18 protein-coding genes are annotated in these 21353 nt (G+C 68.4%); 13 read left to right on the top strand and 5 right to left on the bottom strand.

What is annotated here, in order from left to right; genetic code table 11:
* Positions 1-21 precede the first annotated feature (21 nt).
* Entirely contained in the window at positions 22-1491 is a 1470-nt protein-coding gene (locus tag C8258_RS01690) for an amino acid permease (RefSeq protein WP_106953551.1), read from the top strand.
* A 27-nt stretch (positions 1492-1518) separates the two neighbouring features.
* Here the strand turns inward: C8258_RS01690 and C8258_RS01685 are convergent, their stop codons facing one another.
* Entirely contained in the window at positions 1519-1932 is a 414-nt protein-coding gene (locus C8258_RS01685; protein ID WP_106953550.1) for a DUF3291 domain-containing protein, read from the bottom strand.
* A gap of 88 nt (positions 1933-2020) precedes the next feature.
* Positions 2021-2824, bottom strand: coding sequence for an ABC transporter ATP-binding protein (locus C8258_RS01680; protein WP_106953549.1), 804 nt, complete (start codon positions 2822-2824; stop codon positions 2021-2023).
* A gap of 250 nt (positions 2825-3074) precedes the next feature.
* Here C8258_RS01680 and C8258_RS01675 point away from each other — a divergent pair, with 250 nt between their 5' ends.
* Entirely contained in the window at positions 3075-5123 is a 2049-nt protein-coding gene (locus tag C8258_RS01675) for an MFS transporter (RefSeq protein ID WP_106953548.1), read from the top strand.
* Positions 5124-5223: 100 nt separating this feature from the next.
* Here the strand turns inward: C8258_RS01675 and C8258_RS01670 are convergent, their stop codons facing one another.
* A complete protein-coding gene (locus C8258_RS01670; protein ID WP_106953998.1) occupies positions 5224-5922 on the bottom strand; it encodes a haloacid dehalogenase type II in 699 nt (232 codons plus the stop codon).
* A 165-nt stretch (positions 5923-6087) separates the two neighbouring features.
* Between C8258_RS01670 and C8258_RS01665 the strand changes: the two genes are divergently transcribed.
* On the top strand, positions 6088-6807 hold the full coding sequence (locus tag C8258_RS01665; protein ID WP_106953547.1) for an MBL fold metallo-hydrolase: 720 nt from the start codon (positions 6088-6090) through the stop codon (positions 6805-6807).
* A gap of 147 nt (positions 6808-6954) precedes the next feature.
* A complete protein-coding gene (locus C8258_RS01660; protein ID WP_106953546.1) occupies positions 6955-7521 on the top strand; it encodes a hypothetical protein in 567 nt (188 codons plus the stop codon).
* On the opposite strand, the gene C8258_RS01655 is transcribed toward C8258_RS01660, so the two are convergent.
* Entirely contained in the window at positions 7518-9224 is a 1707-nt protein-coding gene (locus tag C8258_RS01655) for an FAD-binding dehydrogenase (protein WP_106953545.1), read from the bottom strand. The two genes, C8258_RS01660 and C8258_RS01655, sit on opposite strands and share 4 nt — an antisense overlap.
* Before the next feature lie 91 nt (positions 9225-9315).
* On the opposite strand from C8258_RS01655, the gene C8258_RS01650 reads away from it, so the two are divergent.
* Positions 9316-10602 (top strand): winged helix-turn-helix domain-containing protein, encoded by a 1287-nt coding sequence (locus C8258_RS01650; protein WP_106953544.1) that lies wholly within the window; start codon positions 9316-9318, stop codon positions 10600-10602.
* Here the strand turns inward: C8258_RS01650 and C8258_RS01645 are convergent.
* The gene (locus C8258_RS01645) at positions 10580-11620 is read right to left on the bottom strand and encodes a bile acid:sodium symporter family protein (protein ID WP_106953543.1); all 1041 of its coding nucleotides are present in this window, start codon (positions 11618-11620) and stop codon (positions 10580-10582) included. The genes C8258_RS01650 and C8258_RS01645 overlap by 23 nt on opposite strands.
* A gap of 71 nt (positions 11621-11691) precedes the next feature.
* Between C8258_RS01645 and C8258_RS01640 the strand changes: the two genes are divergently transcribed.
* The 8 genes from C8258_RS01640 (at position 11692) to tpiA (ending at position 21274) form a co-directional block, all read left to right on the top strand.
* A complete protein-coding gene (locus C8258_RS01640) occupies positions 11692-12546 on the top strand; it encodes a LysR family transcriptional regulator (RefSeq protein WP_199195542.1) in 855 nt (284 codons plus the stop codon).
* Positions 12547-12599: 53 nt separating this feature from the next.
* Complete coding sequence (gene uvrC / locus C8258_RS01635; protein WP_106953542.1) at positions 12600-14720, top strand: excinuclease ABC subunit UvrC; 2121 nt, start codon at positions 12600-12602, stop codon at positions 14718-14720.
* Positions 14721-14824: 104 nt separating this feature from the next.
* On the top strand, positions 14825-15766 hold the full coding sequence (rapZ, locus tag C8258_RS01630; protein WP_051024700.1) for an RNase adapter RapZ: 942 nt from the start codon (positions 14825-14827) through the stop codon (positions 15764-15766).
* Positions 15763-16860, top strand: a complete 1098-nt coding sequence (yvcK, locus tag C8258_RS01625) for a uridine diphosphate-N-acetylglucosamine-binding protein YvcK (protein ID WP_106953541.1) — start codon at positions 15763-15765, stop codon at positions 16858-16860. Before rapZ ends, yvcK begins: the two co-directional genes overlap by 4 nt.
* Positions 16851-17834 carry a DNA-binding protein WhiA gene (gene whiA / locus C8258_RS01620; RefSeq protein WP_036502574.1) on the top strand — a complete coding sequence of 328 codons (984 nt, stop codon included), beginning with the start codon at positions 16851-16853 and terminating at the stop codon, positions 17832-17834. The genes yvcK and whiA overlap by 10 nt, the downstream gene beginning before the upstream one ends.
* Before the next feature lie 407 nt (positions 17835-18241).
* Complete coding sequence (gene gap, locus C8258_RS01615) at positions 18242-19261, top strand: type I glyceraldehyde-3-phosphate dehydrogenase (RefSeq protein ID WP_036502572.1); 1020 nt, start codon at positions 18242-18244, stop codon at positions 19259-19261.
* Between the two features lie 4 nt (positions 19262-19265).
* A complete protein-coding gene (gene pgk, locus C8258_RS01610) occupies positions 19266-20486 on the top strand; it encodes a phosphoglycerate kinase (RefSeq protein WP_106953540.1) in 1221 nt (406 codons plus the stop codon).
* Positions 20487-20488: 2 nt separating this feature from the next.
* Positions 20489-21274, top strand: coding sequence for a triose-phosphate isomerase (gene tpiA, locus C8258_RS01605; protein ID WP_030514034.1), 786 nt, complete (start codon positions 20489-20491; stop codon positions 21272-21274).
* Positions 21275-21353 lie beyond the last annotated feature (79 nt).

The following is a 21353-nucleotide window of genomic DNA, read 5'->3' as shown; positions in this document are numbered from 1 at the left end:
GACCAAGGGATCACCCCACCGATGAGCGAGATACCAGCACAGACGCACCTGTCCGCGGAGGACAGCGGCTACCACAAGAGCCTCAAGCCGCGGCAGTTGCAGATGATCGCGATCGGCGGCGCCATCGGCACCGGCCTGTTCCTCGGCGCCGGCGGGAGGCTGGCGCACGCGGGGCCGGGACTGTTCCTGGTGTACGCGGTCTGCGGTGTCTTCGTCTTCTTCATCCTGCGGGCGCTGGGCGAATTGGTGCTGCACCGGCCTTCGTCGGGGTCGTTCGTTTCCTATGCGCGCGAGTTCTACGGGGAGAAGGCGGCTTTCATCGCCGGCTGGACCTATTTCCTGAACTGGTCCATGACGGGCATCGTCGACACCACCGCGATCGCCACCTATCTGCACTACTGGGGCGCGTTCGGTGCGATCCCGCAGTGGGTGCTGGCGCTGATCGCGCTGTGCCTGGTGCTGAGCGTGAATCTGATCTCGGTCAAATGGTTCGGTGAACTCGAGTTCTGGGCGGCGCTGATCAAGGTCGTCGCGCTGGTGTCGTTCCTGATCATCGGCATCGTCTTCCTCGGCGGGCGATTCCGGGTCGACGGGGCCGCAACGGGTTTCGGGTTGGTCGCGCAGTCCGGTGGCTGGTTCCCGACGGGGGTGCTGCCGCTGGTCACGGTCGCCTCGGGCGTGGTGTTCGCCTACGCCGCGGTGGAGATGGTCGGCACGGCCGCGGGCGAGACCGAGAATCCGCAGCAGATCATGCCGCGCGCCATCAACTCGGTGATCCTGCGTATCGCCGTCTTCTATGTCGGCTCCCTGATCCTGCTGGCCCTGCTACTGCCCTACACCGCCTACCGTGCCGACGAGAGCCCGTTCGTCACCTTCTTCACGAAGTTGGGTGTCCCGCATGCCGGTTCGGTGATGAATCTGGTCGTGCTCACCGCGGCGTTCTCGAGTCTCAACGCCGGTTTGTACTCGACCGGCCGCATCCTGCGCTCGATGGCGGTCAACGGCAGCGCCCCCCGATTCACCGCACGGATGAACAGCCGGGGTGTGCCCTACGGCGGCATCGTGCTGACGAGCGTGATCGCTCTGGTCGGCATCTGGCTCAACTACATCGTGCCGGCGCGCGCCTTCGAGATCGTGCTCAACATCGCGTCGCTGGGCATCCTGTCCTCCTGGGCGACGATCGTGCTGTGCCAGCTGGCGCTGTGGCGGCGCTGGCGGCGTGGTGAGCTGGAACGTCCCGCGTTCCGCATGTTCGGCGCCCCGTATACCGGGATCGCGACCCTGGTCTTCCTGGCCGCGATGCTGGTGCTGATGGCCTTCGATCACCCGGTCGGCACCTGGACGGTGGCGAGTCTGGTGATTCTGATCCCGGCGCTGATCGTCGGCTGGTTCGCGGCTCGCTCGCGGGTATCGGAGGTGGCGCGGCTGCGGGAACCGCCCGAGGACGAACAGCCGGCCAGACTGTCGGAATCGGTCCCGGCCGACGATTGATCCGGCCGGGCGCGGCGGCGGGTCGTCTCAGAGAGTGGCTGTGCTGCTTCGCTTTTCGCGTTCCTCGGCGATGCGACGGCGAGCCTCGGACCAGTCGATCGGCAGGTCGGCGGCGGGGACGGACCAGAACACGAACGTCGATTCGCGCATCACCGCGCGGGCGCGCACGATGGCCGAGGCGTGCGGATCGGTGCGGGCGTAGGCGCGGATCGCCTCCTGATCGGTCCAGGCCGACAGGGTCCAGAACGTGCGGCGGCTGAGGTCGGCCTGCAGAGCGATGCCGAGGGCGCCGGGGAACCGGCGGGCCTGGCGCCGCAGCACGATCGAGGTCGCGAGGAATCTCGGCACGTGCCGCAGTGACCGGACTTCCAGCCGCGAGGCCATGACGTGGACGGTATCGGTGGTGGGCCGCTCGACGGTGACCCAGGGCAGTGTGGGCATGGCAGAGAACTTTCGACGAGGCGAGTGAATGCTGACGCCTGCCCAACATCGCATGTCCCACGAATCTTGTCAACGACAAGATTCGTGCTCAGGCGGGTACGCTGCGCTCCGCCCGCACATGCCAGCGTCCGTCGTCGGTGCGGGTCAGCCGGATCGGATGGTCGAAACAGGTACTGATATTGCCGCTCGTCAGCACCTCGTCCACGGGTCCTCTCGCCACGCAACGCCCCGCGCGCAGCAGGAGCGCGTGGGTGGTGGCCGGGGGTAATTCCTCGAGGTGATGGGTGACCAGGACCGACGCCAGCTCGGGATGAGTGGCCTGCAGCAGATCGATCCGGTCGATGAGCTGTTCCCTGCCGCCGACATCGAGGCCGGTGGCCGGTTCGTCGAGCAGGAGCAGTCGCGGCTCGGCGATCAGCGCTCGGGCGATGAGGGCGCGCCCGCGCTCGCCTTGGGACAGGGTGGGCCAGCGGGCGTCGCGGCGATGGGACAGTCCCATGAGTTCGATGAGCCGATCCGCCTCCGCATCCTCTTCGGGCGTCGGTGACCAGCGCTGCTTGATATCGGCGGTGCCGGTCAGTCCGGTCAGGACCACCTCGTGCGCGGTGAGGGGATAGGGCGGAGTGTGCCGCGGGTCGACATGGCCGATGGCCGTGCGCAATTCGCGCATATCCACCCGGCCCAGCCGATGGCCGAGGACGTGCACACTGCCGTGGGTGGGATGTTCGAACGCGCCGAGCATCTTCAGCAGTGTGGTCTTGCCGGCGCCGTTGGGGCCCAGTAGCGCCCAATGCTCGCCGGCACGCACGGTCAGCGACACCGCGGACAGAATCGGATTGCGGTTGCGCACGAAATCTACGGCGTCCACCTGCAGGATGGGGGAGTCGACCATGGGCCCCACGGTAGCAAACTCCTCAGACAAGCTGATAGGTCGTGGGGCTGCGCGAACAGCGCGGCGAACATCCCGCAACCGTCGACCGGTCGGTATGTGCCCCGCAATCGGAGCGGTCGGTTCGATCGAGTTGCCGGAAAAGTGATGTGGATCACGATCGGCCGCTACCCTTTTCCCACCCGGTGCTCGTGCGGAATCACAAGAGATTCGTCCCGCGACGAGATGCCGTGGTCAGAAAGGCATCTCGACCATGAGCTCGACCTCGACAGCAGCCGCTCCCACCCTGCTCACCGGATTGTGGCGGCGAAAACTACCGCACTATCCCGATACCCCCGCCCGCTCCTGGTATTTGACGCTCGTGGTGATCACCTCGATCGTGCTGTACTACCAGCTCTTCGTCGCGGGCGCGGTCGGAAATCAGCTGATCGCCTACTTCCACCTCTCCTTCGCCTATTTCGTGTGGATCTTCATCATCGGCGCGGCCTTCGGCGCCGCGGCCTCGGTGGCGGCGGGGCTGCTCGATCGCTGGGGGCGCGCCAATATCGTGGCCTACGGGGTGGTGATCTGTTCGCTGCTCACCCTGTTCGCGCTGCCGGCGACGACCACGAAGATGGCCTATCTTCTCGTCTACTGCGTGGTGAGCGTGGTCGAGGGTGCGGTGCTGGTGGCCACCCCGGCGTTGATCCGGGACTTCTCGCCGCAGCTGGGCCGCGCCTCGGCGATGGGATTCTGGACCCTGGGACCGGTGATCGGCGCACTGGTCACCAGCGAGATCACCGCCCGCACTCTCGACAGCCACCCGGACTGGCAGTTCCACTACCGGCTGTGCGGTGTGATCAGCTGCGCGGTCGCCGTCGTCGCGGTGGTCGGATTGCGCGAACTGAGTCCGCGCCTGCGTGACCAGGTGATGGTGAGCCTGCGGGATCGGGCCCTGGTCGAGGCGCGGGCCAAGGGGCTGGACGTCGAGGCGCTCGAGCGCGGGCAGTGGCGTCAGATGATGCGCGTCGACGTGGTCGGCTCGGCCTTGGCCATCAGCGTCTTCCTGGCATTCTTCTACACCATCGTGTCGTTCCTGCCGGTGTATCTGGCGACGAACTTCGGTTTCACACCGGCGCAGGCCAATGCGCTGGGTAACTGGTACTGGATCGCGAACGCGGTGGCGCTGGTGGTGACCGGCATCGTGTCCGACATCCTCAAGGTGCGCAAACCGTTCATGATCCTGGGCGCCCTGATCAGCATCGTCGGGCTGTACGTCTTCCTCGGCTATACCGATCATCCCGACACCGGCTATTACTCGTTCGCGGTGGTGATGATGGTCATCGCGGTCGGTGGCGGCATCGCCTACGCCACCTGGATGGCGAGCTTCACCGAAACCGTGGAGCGTCACAATCCGGCCGCGACCGCGGTCGGGCTGGCCGTGTGGGGTGGTGTGCTGCGCACGGTGGTGACCTTCACGCTGTTCGGTCTGCTGATGGTGGTCGACGCGGCCGGGCCGCTGGTCAACAACGGTCCGCGACTGCAGGAGATCCAGGCGCAGTACGGACCGCAGCTGGCGACCATCCAGACCGTCGGCGCCGAGACCATGACGCAACTCGGTCGCAATCCCGCCGATCCGGCCGCTCAGATGGCGGCGCTGACGAAGCTGACCGGCGCGGCGCCCGCCGACATCCAGGCCACGATCGCGTTGAACGCGCGCTATCCGCAGGAATTGGCGACACTGCAGGCGGTGGATCCGGCCACGCTCGGCGCCCTGGCGGTGAATCCGAACGATGCGCGGGCCGCCGGCGCCGCGGTCGGTCAGGTGGCGGCGAAGTTCGGCATCAGCCCGGCCGAAGCGGCGGGGCGGCTGGCCGCGACCCAGCAGGTGCCGCGTGAGCAGCTCGCGGTCGCGAGTACGGTCGGCCCGAAACTCGTTACCGCGCAATCGCAATTGCAGGCGGTGGCCACCGTGCCGGCCGATGATCTGGCCTATGTCGCCGCGCACGGCCCCGAGGTGAAACAGGCGGCCGCCGATTCGCCGGTGCAGTGGCGGCAGTGGTGGTGGATCTGCCTGATCGCCCAGGTGCTGTTCCTGCCGTTCGTGTTCCTGATGGCCGGGCGCTGGAGTCCGAAGCGGGCCGCCGCCGATGCCGCCGAACACGACCTGCGCGTACGTCAGGAACTCGTGGCGCTGGCGGAAACGGATGGTGGGAAGCCGACTGCGGCAGAGCCGGTCGCGGTCGCCGAAAGTGCGCCCGGCGCAGGTGAATCGGCGGAGGGGGAAGCCGCGCCGCCTGCCGAGCCGGCGCCCGCGGGGTAGTTCCGCGACGCGCATCGAGGTCCGGAACGGGCGGCGCGTACGTTCCGGACCTCGATGGCAGCGATCGTCGAATGCCGGCGTACGCGCTCGCCGATGCGGTTCAACACCCCAACTGGTCGGCCAGATCCTCGAAATCGGTGACGTTGAGGTCGAATTCGTCGCTGAACGCGGTGTCCGCCAGGGCCGGATCGCCGAATTCGAGCGGCCGTGCGACGAAGGCGGTCCGGAATCCGAGGGCGGCCGCGGCCCGGATGTCGTACTTGTGGCTCGCGACCATCATGATCTCGCCCGGCTGGGCGCCGAGGTAGTGCGCGGCCATGCGGTAGGTGCGGGGATCAGGTTTGTGCGCGCCCGCCATCTCGGCCGTGAACACGGCGTGCCACGGGAAATCGCAGTGCCGGGTGATGCTGACGACCGCGTCGACGTCGGCGTTCGACAACGTCGCGAGGGTATAGCGGCGTCGCAGGCGGGTCAGGCCCGGCACCGCATCCGGCCAGGGGTCCAAGCGTTTCCACGCGGAATTCAGTTCGGCACGGACGTCGGATGTCACCTCCATACCGCGCTCGGTGAGCAGGTCGTCGAGTGCGGTGCGATAGATCGAATCGACGCTGACCCAGTGGTCGCCGACCGCGGCGGTGCCGCGGAAATACGCTGCGCGCCAATCGTTCACGAACGCGGACCAGTCCCGGCCGGGATACCGCTGCCCGAGCAGTGCCGCGGCCGCCGCGAGGAGGGTGGAATGAAAATCGGTGGCGGTGCCCTGGACATCGAACAGCAGAGCCTTGGGCCGGTCGTTCATGATCGCGATCGTATCGGCGGCCGGGCGGCGAGCCGCGCGGCCGGCACTATCGACCGAGCCGTGTGATCTGGATAACATCTGACTCGGGGGTCGACTCGGAGACAGCGGGTCCGCGCCGCCGTAGGTGATCCCCCCGGCGTGCGAGGCCCGGATGGGAGCGAGACCATGCAGACCCGTACCGATGAGATAGCCGACCGGATCTACCGGATATCCACCTTCGTGCCCGAGGTCGGTCCGACCGGATTCAGCTTCAACCAATTTCTCGTGGTCGATGAGGAGCCACTGCTGTTCCACTGCGGCATGCGCGCGTTGTTCCCGCTGGTGAGCGAGCAGATCAACGCGATCGTGCCGGTCGAACGGCTGCGCTGGATCACCTTCGGCCACGTCGAGGCCGACGAATGCGGGGCGATGAACCTGTTCCTCGCCGCCGCGCCGCACGCGCAGGTGGCACACGGAATCCTCGGTTGTCAGGTCTCCCTCGACGATCTCGCCGACCGGCCGCCACGCCCGCTGGCCGACGGGGAGGTCATCGAACTCGGCGAACGGCGCGTCCGCCATATCGACACTCCGCACGCACCGCACAACTGGGAGTCGCGGGTGCTCTACGAGGAGACCACGGGGGTGCTGTTCTGCGGTGATCTCATGACTCAGGTCGGCGACGGGCCCGCACTCACCGAATCCGACGTGGTCGGTCCGGCCGTCCTGGCCGAGGACGTCTTCCGGGCGACGTCACTGGGGCCCGCGGTACCGGCCGCCCTGTACGGATTGGCGGAGTTGAATCCGGCGACCCTCGCGGTGATGCACGGCTCCAGCTTCGCCGGGGACGGCGCCGCCGCGCTGCGGGCACTGGCGGCGGACTACGAGAGACGCTTACTTCCGGCATGATCGGTTCCGCGCCGGATCGGGGCGCCTCGATCCGGCGCGCACCGGCGAGCGGGTGTATGCCGACGCGACACCGGGTATGCCGTAGGCGCGCCGAGCGGCGGGTACGGCCCTACACTCGGCACACACATTCGACGGAGGTGATCGGCGGTGCATCCCCAGGATCCGCGTGAGCAGCACACCACGCGGTACGAAAGCGGTTATCAGCCGGGCGGGTATCAGGAACCCGCCTACCAGCAGGATCCCGCTTACCAGCCCTACCGGACGCCGGGCGGAGCGCCGCACGCGCCCCGGCGGCCCGAGGTGAACGTGGGCATGTTCGCGGGCGGGGTGCTCGCCACCGCGGTCGTCACCGCGCTGGCGGCGTGGCTGTGCGCGTGGATCATCGACGTCGTCGCCACCCGTGCCACCGAGAGCGGCAAGTTCGGCGTCTGGAACCCGATGGCCGAGCAGGGCTACTGGTTCGCCGTGGTCGCGTTCCTGCGTGCCCTGCTCGCCAGCGTGCTCTGGTACCTGCTGCATCTGGGCACGCCGTCGCCGGACATGTTCTTCGCCTGGATCGTCGGGATCCTCATCGCGGCGGCGGTGGTCATTCCGCTGACGCTGTCCAGCGATATCTGGGTGGGAGTGTCCACCGCCATCGAACATCTGGTGATCGGCCTGCCGATCTTCAGCCTGACCCGCACCGTCGGCGCGAAGAGCCTGGAGCGCCCCTAACGCGGCATCCGGGCCAACGCGAGCCCGGCCGCGCGACCGGAGAAGATGCATCCGCCGAGGAAGGTGCCTTCCAGCGCGTTGTAGCCGTGGACGCCACCGCCGCCGAAGCCGGCGACCTCACCCGCGGCGTACAGGCCGGGGAAGGGGGCGCCGTCGGAGCGGATCACCTGCGAGTCGAGGTTGGTCTGCAGACCGCCCAGCGTCTTGCGGGTCAGCACGTTCAGGCGTACCGCGATCAGCGGACCGTGCGCGGGATCGAGAATGCGATGCGGTGCCGCGACCCGGCCCAGTTTGTCGCCGAGTGAGCGCCGCGCGTTGGCGACCGCCATCAACTGCGCGTCCTTGCTGTACTTGTTGTCCAGCTCGCGATCACGGGCGACGATCTGGTGTTCCAGTGCGGCGACGTCCAGTTGCGGGCCGCGCGCGATCTCGTTCATGCCGCGCACCAGTTCCGGCAGGGTGTCGGCGACGACGAAGTCCACGCCGTGCCGTTTGAACGCCTCGACCGGGCCGGGAGCACCCTTGGCCGCGCGGCTCTTGAGCGTGAGTTTGAGGTCCTTGCCGGTGATGTCGGGATTCTGCTCGGAACCCGAGAGCGCGAACTCCTTCTCGATGATCGACTGGGTGAGCACGAACCACGAGTAGTCGTAGCCGGTGTCGAGGATCGCCTTCATCGTGGTATTGGTGTCGAAACCGGGGAAACACGGTGCGGGCAAACGCTTTCCGTTCGCGTCGAACCACAGCGAGGACGGTCCCGGGATGATGCGGATGGCGTGATCGGGCCAGATCGGATCCCAGTTGTGAATGCCCTCGGTGTAGTGCCACATCCGGTCGCGATTCACGATGCGCCCACCGGCCGATTCGGAGATCGCGAGCATGCGACCGTCGACATGGGCGGGCACGCCGGAGATCATGGTCTGCGGGCAGGGGCCGAGCCGTTCGGTGGGCCAGTTCTTCCGGATCAGGTCGTGGTTGTGGCCGATGCCGCCGGAGGACACCAGCACCGCCGGAGCGCGGAATTCGAACTCGCCCACCGTCGTTCGCGACGAGGCCACGCCTCGATCCAGGTCGCTCGGTTCCAGCACGCTGCCCCGGACGCCGACGACCGCGTCGTCCTCGACGATCAGATCGTCGACCCGGTGCCGGAACGCGAATTCGACCAGTCCGCGCTGCTCCGCGGCCAGTACCGGTTCCAGGAAGACGCGCAGCACCTCCGGCCCGGTGCCCCAGGTGAGGTGGAAGCGCGGCACCGAATTGCCGTGCCCGTCGGCGGTGGCGCCGCCGCGTTCGGCCCAGCCGACCAGGGGAGTCACCCGCAAGCCGAGATCGTGCAGGTACTGCCGCTTCTCCCCGGCGGCGAACTCGACGTAGGCGCGCGCCCACTGGCGAGCCCAGTGGTCCTCGTCGTCGCGATCGAATCCCGCCGAACCCAGCCAGTCCTGCCAGGCCAGCGCGAAGGAGTCCTTGATGCCGAGGCGCCGCTGTTCCGGGCTGTCGACGAGGAACAATCCGCCCAGCGACCAGAACGCCTGCCCGCCGAGATTGTTGCGATTCTCCTGGTCGAGTACCAGCACCCGCCGTCCGGCGCGCGTCAGCTCGTAGGTGGCCACCAGTCCGGCCAGCCCGGCTCCGACGACGATGACATCCGGCTGTTGTGACGGTGCCACGGGCACTCCTCCGCATTCGGGGCGATTTGGATACATTCGTGTATCGAACGTGTTCAAGGTAGCAGATTCGAGCCGTCGCGAGCCCGGCTCCGGCATATCTGTCGGTGGGCCATGGCAGATTCGGTGCGTGCGCACCATCACCTCCGCCGCGGCCCGCCGGGCCGCACTCGCCGCCCAGGGATTCGCCACCGCTGCCCGCGACCGAGCGGACGGGTCCGGTGGCGCGAGCCGCCGGACCGTGCTCGGCGTCGTCCGCAATACCAAACTGCTGCAACTGGATTCGGTCGCGGCGGTGGTCCGGGCACAGTACGCGCCGGTGTTCGCCCGGATCGGCGCCTACGATCGCACGCTGCTCGACGAGGCGATATGGGAACACAGCGCGCGGCGGCCGCGCCGGCTCGTGGAGTACTGGGCACATGAAGCGGCGCTGATTCCGGTCGAGGATTGGCCGCTGCTGCGGTGGCGGATGGCCGGTTACGCGCACGGCCGCTGGGGCGGGGCGCGCCGGGTACTCGACGAGAATCCCGATCTGCCCGGCCGTGTGCTGAACGTGATCGACCAGGTCGGTGCGTGCACCGCGGCGGAGGTGGAACGGCAGCTCGAGCTGAATCGCCCGCGGCGCAAGGATCATTGGGGCTGGAACCACAGCGATACCAAGGTGGTGTGCGAGATGTTGTTCGCCACCGGGGAGCTCTCGGTGGACAAGCGGATCGGCTTCCAGCGGCACTACGACCTCACCGAGCGCGTGCTGCCGGCCGAGGTCGTGAGCCGCCGCGTCGACGAAGCGGACGCCGTGCGTGAGCTGGTCCTGCGGGCCGCCGACGCGTTGGGCGTGGCCACCGAGACCGACCTGCGCGACTACTACCGGCTGCATCGGCGGCAGTGCGAACCGGCGCTGGCCGAGCTGGTCGACGCCGGAGAACTGGAGCCGGTGCGGGTGGACGGCTGGGACAAGCCGGCCTACCTGCGTACCGGGGCCCGGCTCCCGCGACGGGTCGACGGCGCCGCCCTGCTGTGCCCGTTCGACCCGCTGATCTTCTTCCGGCCTCGGACCGAGCGGCTGTTCGATTTCCACTACCGGATCGAGATCTACACCCCGGAACACAAACGGGTGCACGGCTATTACGTCTTTCCGTTCCTGCTCGACGGTGAACTCGTCGGCCGGGTGGACCTGCGCGCGGATCGTGCGACCGGCCGGCTGCACGTGCTCGGGGCCTTCGCCGAACCCGATCGGCCCCACGCGCGCGTCGCTCACGAACTGGCCGGGCAATTGGAGGCGATGGCCGGGTGGCTCGAGCTCGAGACCGTTGTGGTCGGCGAACGCGGCGATCTGGCGGCGGCGCTGGCCGTCGAAGTGGCTGCCCGCGAACGGCTTTCGGCGCCGGTCGGGGTCAGTTTCGCGCAGCCGGGGTGATGCCCGGGACCGCCGCGTCGGGGGATGCGGCCGCTGTCCGGGCCGCCTCGGCCTCGTCCGCGGCGCGACCCCACCGCCCGGCCAGCGCGGCGCAGGTGATCAGCTGGATCTGGTGGAAGATCATGAGCGGCAACACGATCAGGCCGACCGGATGTCCGGCGAACAGGACCGTCGCCATCGGCAGGCCGGTGGCCAGACTCTTCTTGGATCCGCAGAAGATCACCACGATGCGGTCGGCCCGGTCGAATCCGAGCAGCCGGGCCGCTCCCGCCGTCACGCCCAGCACCACCGCCAGCAGGACTATCGCCACGCCCACGACCGCCAGCAGGCGACCCACGGCCAGTCCCTGCCAGACGTGCTCGACCATGCCCGCGCTGAAGGCCGCGTAGACGACGAGATACACCGAACCGCGATCGACGACCTTGGTGAGGGTGGTGTGCGCCAATAACCGATGCAGCTTCGGTCGCAGCAGTTGACCGGCGATGAAGGGCAGCAGCAACTGCACCACGATCTCCACGATCGACATCGGCGAGACGGTGGCGTCACCGGTGGTCTGCATCAGCAGCATCACCAACAGGGGGGTCAGGAAGACGCCCAGCAGGTTCGACACCGACGCGCTGACCACCGCGGCCGCGACATTGCCCCGCGCGATGGCGGTGAAGGCGATCGAGGACTGCACCGTCGAGGGCAGCAGGCACAGGTACAGCATTCCGGTGTAGAGCTCGTCGCTGAGCACCGAGGGGACCAGCAGCCGCATCGCCAGGCCGAGTAGCGGGAACAGGACGTAGGTCGCGGTGAGCACCGTGGTGTGCAGCCGCCAGTGCCGCAGGCCCGCCAGCGCCTCGCGCGGTTCGAGCCGGGTGCCGTACAGCAGGAACAACACCGCGATCGCTACCTTGGTGACCCACGCCAGGACGTCGGCCGCGCCGCCGCGAGCGGGCAGGATCAGGCCGATGGCCATCGCCGCGAACAAGCCCAGCAGGAAGCCGTCGATACGGAGTTTGGCCAGCAACGTCACCTCGCCACGGTACGGCGCGACCCACTGATCGCCAAAGCCGATGGAAGCGATATCTATGAACGAGTAACGTGATGAGTGTGTTCGATCCGGAATTGCTGCGCACCTTCCTGGCGGTCGAACGCGCCGGCGGGTTCACCGCGGCGGGCCGCATCCTCGGCCTGCGCCAGTCCACGGTCAGCGGGCATATCGCCCGGCTCGAGCAGGCCGCGGGCCGCGAACTGATTCGCCGCGACACCCGCAATCTGGCGTTGACCGCCGACGGGGCCGCGATGGTCGGCTTCGCGCGCAGCATCCTCGACGCACAGGCTCAGGCCGACCGGTACTTCTCCGATTCCCGCCTCACCGGACTGATCCGGCTGGGCGCCTCCGACGACCTGGTGGCCCGCGAACTGCCCGACGTCCTGCTGGAATTCCAGCGCTCGCATCCGGGCGTGGATCTGGAACTGATCGTCGGGCTCAGTGAGAACCTCAAGACGAGGATGGCGGCGGGCGAGCTGGACCTGATGGTGGCCAAGCGGCTGCCCGGCGAGCGGCACGGGGAACTGCTGTGGCGCGACCGGCTGGTGTGGGCCGGGCGCTCGGGCATCGGCGACATCGTCGATCCGGTGCCCGTCGTGACCTATCCGCCGCCGAGCCTGACCCGGCACGTGGCGCTGCGCGCACTCGAGCGGGAGGGCCGGACCTGGCGGATCGCCTGCGTCAGCGACAGTCAGCTCGGGCTGCGGGCCGCTGTGCTGGCCGGCCTGGGAGTCGTGGCGCACGCCGAAACCCTGCTTCCGCCAGGGCTTTTCGCGGTCGAGGACGATAAGCTGCCGGAATTGGGTGAGCTGGAGTTCGTGCTGCTGCGCCGGCACAGCCGGCTCTCCGAACCCGAGCAGGCACTCTGCGACGCGATCCTCGCGGGCGCCCACCGGATGCATCGATGACGAGGGCGGTCCGCGCGTCAACCGCTGTCGGTGCCGGTCGTTAACCTGGTGACGTGGCAGATCCCGCGACCTATCGCCCCGCACCGGGCACCATTCCCGTCGAACCCGGCGTCTACAAATTCCGGGATTCCTACGGGCAGGTGATCTATGTCGGCAAGGCCAAGAGTCTGCGCAGCCGCCTGAATTCCTACTTCGCCGATGTGTCCTCGCTGCATCCGCGCACCCGGCAGATGGTGACCACCGCCGCGAGCGTCGAGTGGACGGTGGTTTCCACCGAGGTCGAGGCGCTGCAGCTGGAGTACAACTGGATCAAGGAATTCGATCCGCGCTTCAACGTGCGCTACCGCGACGACAAGACCTACCCCATGCTCGCGGTGAGTATGAACGAGGAATATCCGCGGGTGTTCGTCTATCGGGGTGCTCGCAAGAAGGGCGTGCGGTATTTCGGGCCGTACGCCCACGCCTGGGCCATTCGCGAGACGGTGGATCTGCTGTTGCGGGTGTTCCCGGTGCGGACGTGTTCGGCCGGAGTGTTCAAGCGCCACAGGCAGATCGGGCGTCCGTGCCTGCTCGGTTACATCGACAAATGTTCGGCGCCCTGCATCGGCCGGGTCGACGCCGATGAACACCGCCGCATCGCCGAGGACTTCTGCGACTTCCTGTCCGGCCGCACCGATCGCATGGTGCGGGAGCTGGAACGCCGAATGCAGTCCGCCGCAGCGGATCTGGACTTCGAGACCGCCGCCCGGCTGCGCGACGATGTCGCCGCTCTCAAGCGCGCGCTGGAGAAGCAGGCGGTCGTGCTCGGTACGGGCACCGACGCGGATGTGATCGCCTTCGCCTCCGACGAACTCGAGGTCGCGGTGCAGATCTTCCATGTGCGCGATGGGCGGGTGCGCGGCCAGCGCGGCTGGGTCGTCGATAAATCGGGCGACGCGGTGGACCTGAACTGGGCCGGAACCGAAGACGCCGCGGGCGCCGCGTCGATCGACGAGGGCGCCCAGGGGCCGAGCGAGCTGGCCGCCTTGGTAGAACAGTTCGTCACTCAGTTCTACGGCGAACAGGCCGCCTTTGCCGAGCACACCGATACCGAAACCCCCGCCACCGCGGTCCCGCGCGAGGTCCTGGTGCCGGAACTGCCCGGCGATCCGGAGCAGGTGCAGGGCTGGCTGTCCGGGCTGCGCGGTTCGGCCGTGGCGCTGCGGGTGCCGCAACGCGGCGACAAGAAGGCGCTGATGGAGACCGTGCAGCGCAATGCGCAAGAGGCGCTGGCCCAGCACAAACTCAAGCGCGCCGGCGATCTGACCGCGAGATCGGCCGCGCTGCAAGGCATTCAGGACGCGCTCGATCTCGACAGCGCGCCGCTGCGCATCGAATGTGTAGACATCAGCCACGTGCAGGGCACCGATGTCGTCGCCTCGCTGGTGGTGTTCGAGGACGGGCTGCCGCGTAAATCGGAATACCGCCACTACACCATCAAGGAGGCCGCGGGCGAGGGCCGCTCCGACGACGTGGCCAGCATCGCCGAGGTCACCCGGCGCCGGTTCTATCGGTTGCGCAAGGAACTGGACGAGATGAGTGCGGCGGCGAAGGCCGACGCCGGTACGGCGCACTACGAGGGCGGAACCGATGCTTCGCAGCCCCGGGCCGGCGCCGCGGCGATCGCCACCGCCGAGGCGGAGCCCGCGGATCTGCCGCCCGGGATCGATCCGGCCACCGGACGTCCGCGCAAATTCTCCTATCCGCCGAACCTGTACGTCGTCGACGGCGGCGCCCCGCAGGTGGCGGCCGCGGCCGAGGTGCTCGACGAACTCGGCATCACCGACGTCGCCGTGATCGGGCTGGCCAAGCGCCTGGAGGAGGTGTGGGTGCCGGGCGAGTCCGACCCCGTGATCATGCCGCGCACCAGCGAATCGCTGTTCCTGCTGCAGCGCGTGCGCGACGAGGCGCACCGGTTCGCCATCACCTTCCATCGCAGTAAGCGTTCGCGCCGGATGACCGCCTCGGCCCTGGATTCGGTGCGGGGGCTGGGTGAGGCGCGGCGTACCGCACTGGTGACGCACTTCGGTTCGGTGGCCAAACTCAAGCAGGCTACGGTGGAGGAAATCACGGAGGTGCCCGGTATCGGGGTGGCGACGGCCAAGGCCGTGCTCGCGGCACTCAACTCCGAATGACGTCTCGGTCACGGCTCGGTTTCGCCGGCGCTGCGCGCACGGCCGCGGCCGGTGGGGGCGGGCAGGATGATCGAATGGCAGCCACGGACGGAACCCGATAGGACATGACGAGCGTCGAATCGAACCCCAACGCGAGTACCGGCATTCGGCCGCGGCCCGAGGCGCATCCGGTCGAGGTGGTCATCGTCACCGGCCTGTCCGGTGCCGGGCGCGGTACCGCGGCCCGAGTCCTCGAGGATCTCGGGTGGTACGTCGCGGACAATCTGCCGCCGGAACTGATCGGCCGGCTCATCGAGCTCGGTGCCGCCGCCGATCCGCCGATCACGAAACTGGCGCTGGTCATGGATGTGCGCAGCCGCTTCTTCACCGGCGATCTGTCCGGGGTGACCGACCAGCTGCGAGCCAACGGGGTCGGCACCCGCCTGCTGTTTCTCGAGGCCTCCGACGATGTGCTGATCCGGCGCTTCGGCTTCGCCCGCCGCCGCCACCCGCTACAGAGCGAGAGCGCCGACGGCACCCTCTCGGCCGGGATCGCCGCGGAACGCCGGGCCCTGTCGAAGGTCAAGACCGCCGCCGATCTGGTGATCGACACCACCGCGCTGTCGGTCCACCAGTTGCACCGCAAATTGGAGGAGGCCTACGGCGGCGGCGCGCCCGCGGCCCTGCAGGTGACGATCCAATCGTTCGGATTCAAATACGGCGTTCCGCTGGATGCGGACATGGTGTTCGATGTGCGATTTCTGCCGAATCCGCATTGGATTCCGGAATTGCGGGAACATACCGGGCAGGACGCCGTGGTCAGCGAGTACGTATTGTCACGGCCCGGCGCCGACGACTATGTGAATACCTGCCGCCATCTGGTCGACCTGACCACCAGCGGCTACCGCCAGGAGGGTAAGCGATATATGACCGTGGCAGTGGGGTGTACCGGTGGTAAGCACCGCAGCGTGGCGATCGCCGAGGAGCTGGGTGAACTGCTGGGCCGGCCCGACAGTGCCTCGACCGATGTCGTCCGCGTGGTCCACCGGGATCTGGGGCGCGAATGACCGACGCGGACCATCGTGACGACACCACCCCCTCCGAAAAACCCGAAAAATCCGGCGATTCGGCCGACCCCACGCTGGTCGCCCTGGGCGGCGGACACGGCCTCTACGCCACGCTGACCGCCGCGCGCCGGATCACCGAGCGCATCACCGCGGTCGTCACCGTCGCCGACGACGGCGGATCGTCCGGACGCCTGCGTTCCGAACTGGGCATGCTGCCGCCGGGCGACCTGCGGATGGCGCTGGCCGCCCTGGCCGAGGACCCCGACGGGACTTGGGCGCGCACGGCGCAGCATCGCTTCGGCGGCACCGGAGCGCTGGCCGGGCATTCGGTCGGCAACCTCGTACTGGCCGGGCTGGCCGAGGTGCTCGGCGACCCGGTCGCGGCGCTCGACGAGATGGCCGCGATCCTGCGCTGCACCGGGCGCGTGCTGCCGATGTCGCCGACCGCGCTGACCATCGAGGCCGACGTCTCCGGGCTGGAGGCCGACCCGCGGGTGAGCAGGTGTATCCGCGGTCAGGTCGCGGTGGCCACCACGCCGGGCAAGGTGCGCCGGGTCCGGCTGATCCCGTCCGACCCGCCGGCCAGCCCGGAGGCCACCTCGGCGATCGAGCACGCCGATGTGGTGGTCCTGGGCCCCGGATCCTGGTTCACCAGCGTCATTCCGCACATGCTCGTGCCGGATCTGCGGGCGGCGCTGATGCATACCCGCGCGGCAAAAGTGCTGGTCCTGAACCTGGCGGCGGAGCCCGGAGAGACCGCGGGATTCTCCGCCGAACGGCATCTGCATGTATTGTCCCAGCACGCACCGGATTTCGCTGTCGATGATGTGCTGGTGGACTCCGGCTCCGTACCCGAGGGTAGGGAGCGCGAACATGTGGCAAGAGCTGCCGAACAGCTGGGTGCACGAGTAACCTTCGCTGATGTCGCCGAGGCGGGGACGGACCGGCACCACCCTGGAAAGTTGGCCGCCGCACTGGATCAGGTGATCCGCCAACCTCGGCCGGAATTGGCAGGGCTTCGAGTCGAAGGACGGCATCCGGTCCAGCAGGTGCGGTCCGTGTTGGGTGGAAAGGAGCGGGTCTCGTGGCGATGACAGCCGAGGTGAAAGACGAGTTGAGCCGTCTGTCCGTCTCGCAGGTGAGTGCACGCAAGGCGGAACTGTCGGCCCTACTCCGGTTCGCCGGTGGCCTGCACATCGTCGGCGGTCGGGTGATCGTCGAGGCCGAGGTCGATATGGGCTCGATCGCGCGGCGACTACGGCGCGAGATCTTCGAGCTCTACGGCTACGGATCGGATGTGCACGTGCTGGGCGCGGGTGGTCTGCGCAAGACCTCCCGATATGTCGTGCGCGTGTCCAAGGAGGGCGAGGCGCTGGCCCGCCAGACCGGATTGCTCGATGTGCGCGGCCGTCCGGTGCGTGGTCTGCCCGCCCAGGTCGTCGGCGGCAGCATCGGCGATTCGGAGGCGGCCTGGCGCGGCGCCTTCCTGGCCCACGGTTCGCTGACCGAGCCCGGGCGTTCCTCGGCGCTCGAGGTGAGCTGCCCCGGGCCCGAGGCGGCACTGGCCCTGGTCGGCGCGGCCCGCCGGATGGGTATTTCGGCCAAGGCCCGCGAGGTGCGCGGCACCGATCGGGTCGTGGTGCGCGACGGGGAGGCCATCGGTGCCCTACTGACCCGGATGGGCGCCCAGGACACGCGCCTGACCTGGGAGGAGCGCCGGATGCGGCGGGAGGTCCGTGCGACGGCGAACCGCCTCGCCAACTTCGACGACGCCAACCTGCGCCGCTCGGCCCGGGCCGCGGTCGCCGCCGCGGCTCGTGTGGAGCGTGCCCTCGAGATCCTCGGCGAGGACGTGCCCGACCATCTGGCCGCCGCCGGACGGCTGCGCGTGCAGCACCGCCAGGCCTCCCTGGAGGAACTCGGGCAGCTGGCCGACCCGCCGATGACCAAGGACGCCGTCGCCGGGCGTATTCGCCGGCTGTTGTCCATGGCTGACCGCCGCGCCAAGGACTTGGGCATTCCCGATACCGAGTCGGCGGTCACGGCCGAACTTCTCGAAGACGCGTGAGCGGCGACGGTCCCGGGCCGCGGATGCCGGCCCGGGACCCTCGCCGCGAAACACCTTGTGCCGCACGAGCGATGGTTTGTCCACAGGTTCGTGGTTGTCCACAACCTGCGATCGTGACGCCGTCGCGAGCGAACGCGGTGCGATAGGCTTTCGCTACCGAACCCGCCGGCACCGAAACAGGTGATCCGGGACCGGTGAAAAGCCTGGCAGATGGGTATCCCCGCCGCGAGTGGGCAGGGCCGGCGGCCGTGGCCGCGACGGTTCGGTGCGAAAGGCGCGAATATACGCTCACCGGCGCAGAGTCGGGTCGGTGAGGTCGCGGCAGGGGCGTGTCCGTGATGTTATGGCCGGGCATTAGGGTGGTCTGGCATCGGAATGAATCCGCTTGAAAGCTGAGGAGCGATAACGTGACTGTCCGGGTAGGCATCAACGGCTTCGGTCGTATCGGACGTAACTTCTTCCGGGCGGTGGAGGCGCAGAAAGCGCTCGGCACCACCGATATCGAGATCGTCGCGGTCAACGACCTCACCGACAACGCGACCCTGGCCACGCTGCTGAAGTACGACTCGATCCTCGGCCGGCTGCCGCAGGACGTCTCGCTCGACGGCGACGACACCATCGTGGTCGGCGACCAGCGGATCAAGGCACTGGCCATCAAGGAGGGCCCGTCCGCGCTGCCGTGGGGCGATCTGGGTGTCGACGTGGTCGTCGAGTCGACCGGCATCTTCACCGACGCCACCAAGGCCAAGGGACACCTGGCCGCCGGCGCCAAGAAGGTCATCATCTCCGCACCCGCCAAGGGTGAGGATCTGACCGTGGTCATGGGTGTCAACGACAGCCAGTACGACGGCAGCCAGAACATCATCTCCAACGCGTCGTGCACCACCAACTGCCTCGGCCCGCTGGCCAAGGTCCTCAACGACGAATTCGGCATCGAGCGTGGCCTGATGACCACGATCCACGCCTACACGCAGGACCAGAACCTGCAGGACGGCCCGCACAGCGACCTGCGTCGCGCCCGCGCCGCCGCCCTGAACATCGTGCCCACCGGTACCGGCGCCGCCAAGGCCATCGGCCTGGTGCTCCCGGAGCTGCAGGGCAAGCTGGACGGCTACGCGCTGCGCGTGCCGGTGCCGACCGGTTCGGTCACCGACCTGACCGCGACGCTGCGCAAGTCGGCGACCGTCGACGAGATCAACGCCGCCTACAAGGCCGCCGCCGAGGGTCCGCTGAAGGGCATCCTGAAGTACAACGTCGACCCGATCGTCTCCAGCGACATCGTGACCGACCCGCACTCCTCGATCTACGACGCGCCGCTGACCAAGGTCATCGACGACCAGGTCAAGGTCGTGTCGTGGTACGACAACGAGTGGGGATACTCCAACCGCCTCGCCGACCTGATCGGCCTCGTCGGCAAGTCGCTGTAAACCCATGGCAGTCAAGACCCTTCAGGATCTCCTTGCCGAGGGCGTGGAGGGGCGGGGCGTGCTCGTGCGCTCCGACCTCAACGTTCCCCTCGACAACGGCGTGATCACCGATCCGGGCCGGATCATCGCCTCGGTGCCCACGATCAAGACGCTGGCCGAGGCCGGAGCCAAGGTCGTCGTCACCGCCCACCTGGGCCGCCCCAAGGGCGAACCCGATCCGAAGCTCTCGCTGGCCCCGGTGGCCGCGAAGCTGAGCGAGGAGCTGGGCCGCAACGTCCAGCTCGCCGGTGATGTGGTGGGCCAGGACGCGCTCGCGCGCTCCGAGGGCCTCACCGACGGTGATGTGCTGCTGCTGGAGAACATCCGCTTCGATCCGCGCGAGACCAGCAAGGACGACGCCCAGCGCCAGAAGCTGGCCCGGGCGCTGGTTGAGCTGGTCGGCGACGACGGTGCGTTCGTCTCCGACGGCTTCGGGGTGGTGCACCGCAAGCAGGCCTCGGTCTACGACGTGGCCGAACTGCTGCCGCACTACGCGGGCACGCTGGTCGCCGCGGAGGTCGACGTCCTGCGCAAGCTCACCACCGACACCGAGCGCCCGTACGCGGTCGTGCTCGGCGGTTCCAAGGTGTCGGACAAGCTCGCCGTGATCGAGGCGCTGGCCCCCAAGGTCGACACCCTCGTCATCGGTGGCGGTATGTGCTTCACCTTCCTTGCCGCCCAAGGTCTTTCGGTCGGCTCCTCGCTGCTGCAGGAGGAGATGATCGATACCTGCAAGGAGCTGCTGGAGCGTTTCGCCGACGTCATCCACCTGCCGGTGGACATCGTGGCCGCGGACAAGTTCGCCGCGGACGCGGAGTCGAAGACGGTGGGCGTCAACGAGATTCCCGAGGGCTGGATGGGCCTGGACATCGGGCCCGAGTCGGCCAAGCGGTTCGCCGCGCTGCTGACCGAGGCTCGGACGGTGTTCTGGAACGGGCCGATGGGTGTGTTCGAGTTCGAGGCCTTCGCCGCGGGGACGCGTGCGGTGGCCGAGGCGCTGGTGAGCGCGACCGGTAAGGGTGCGTTCACGGTGGTCGGCGGCGGCGATTCGGCCGCGGCCGTGCGTACGCTCGGCCTGCCGGAGGACGGGTTCTCCCACATCTCCACCGGCGGCGGCGCCTCGCTGGAATACCTGGAGGGCAAACAGCTTCCGGGTATCAGCGTGCTCGAGAACGGGGAGGGCTGATCATGGCACGCAAACCGTTGATCGCCGGCAACTGGAAGATGAACCTCAACCACCTCGAGGCCATCGCCCTGGTGCAGAAAATCGCGTTCGCCCTGCCGGACAAGTACTTCGACAAGGTCGACGTCACGGTCATCCCGCCGTTCACCGACATTCGCAGCATCCAGACCCTCATCGAGGGCGACCGGTTGCGGATCACCTTCGGTGCCCAGGACGTGTCGGTGCACGAATCCGGCGCCTACACCGGTGAGATCAGTGCGGCCATGCTGGCGAAGCTGTCGTGCAGCTACGTCGTGGTCGGCCACTCGGAGCGGCGGCAGTACCACAACGAGGACGACGCCACGGTGCTGGCGAAGGCCAAGAAGGTGCTGCAGTACGACATGACTCCGATCGTCTGCATCGGCGAGGGGCTGGGTGTGCGCGAGGCGCAGACCCACGTGCAGTACAACCTCGAGCAGCTGCGGGGTTCGCTCAAGGGGCTGACGCCGGAGCAGATCGCGAAGGTCGTCATCGCCTACGAGCCGGTCTGGGCGATCGGCACCGGTCGCGTCGCCACCCCGGCGGACGCGCAGGAGGTGTGCGGTGCGCTGCGCGCCGAACTGGCCGAGCTGGCGGGCCAGGAGGTCGCGGCGGGTGTGCGCATCCTCTACGGCGGATCGGTGAACGCCAAGAACGTCGGCGAGCTCATCGCGGCCGCCGATATCGACGGCGCGCTCGTCGGTGGTGCCTCGCTGAAGGGCGACGAGTTCGCGACCCTGTCGGCGATCGCCGCGGGCGGTCCGCTGCCCTGATCGCGGCCGGCGGGTAACCGCCTGCAGCACATGACGATTCGGCCCCGGTTCCGCACTCCGCGGAACCGGGGCCGACGTG

This window comes from Nocardia sp. MDA0666, from assembly GCF_003023875.1.
GTDB lineage: Bacteria > Actinomycetota > Actinomycetes > Mycobacteriales > Mycobacteriaceae > Nocardia > Nocardia aobensis.
Note: the sequence above shows the minus strand (reverse complement) of the source record. Positions and strands in the feature narration are given on the sequence as shown.

Coding starts and splice junctions, on each gene's coding strand:
- C8258_RS01690 (WP_106953551.1), top strand. CDS start 22: ATGAGCGAGATACCAGCACAGACGCACCTGTCCGCGGAGGACAGCGGC.
- C8258_RS01685 (WP_106953550.1), bottom strand. CDS start 1,932: ATGCCCACACTGCCCTGGGTCACCGTCGAGCGGCCCACCACCGATACC.
- C8258_RS01680 (WP_106953549.1), bottom strand. CDS start 2,824: ATGGTCGACTCCCCCATCCTGCAGGTGGACGCCGTAGATTTCGTGCGC.
- C8258_RS01675 (WP_106953548.1), top strand. CDS start 3,075: ATGAGCTCGACCTCGACAGCAGCCGCTCCCACCCTGCTCACCGGATTG.
- C8258_RS01670 (WP_106953998.1), bottom strand. CDS start 5,922: ATGAACGACCGGCCCAAGGCTCTGCTGTTCGATGTCCAGGGCACCGCC.
- C8258_RS01665 (WP_106953547.1), top strand. CDS start 6,088: ATGCAGACCCGTACCGATGAGATAGCCGACCGGATCTACCGGATATCC.
- C8258_RS01655 (WP_106953545.1), bottom strand. CDS start 9,224: ATGTATCCAAATCGCCCCGAATGCGGAGGAGTGCCCGTGGCACCGTCA.
- C8258_RS01640 (WP_199195542.1), top strand. CDS start 11,692: ATGAGTGTGTTCGATCCGGAATTGCTGCGCACCTTCCTGGCGGTCGAA.
- rapZ (WP_051024700.1), top strand. CDS start 14,825: ATGACGAGCGTCGAATCGAACCCCAACGCGAGTACCGGCATTCGGCCG.
- yvcK (WP_106953541.1), top strand. CDS start 15,763: ATGACCGACGCGGACCATCGTGACGACACCACCCCCTCCGAAAAACCC.
- pgk (WP_106953540.1), top strand. CDS start 19,266: ATGGCAGTCAAGACCCTTCAGGATCTCCTTGCCGAGGGCGTGGAGGGG.
- tpiA (WP_030514034.1), top strand. CDS start 20,489: ATGGCACGCAAACCGTTGATCGCCGGCAACTGGAAGATGAACCTCAAC.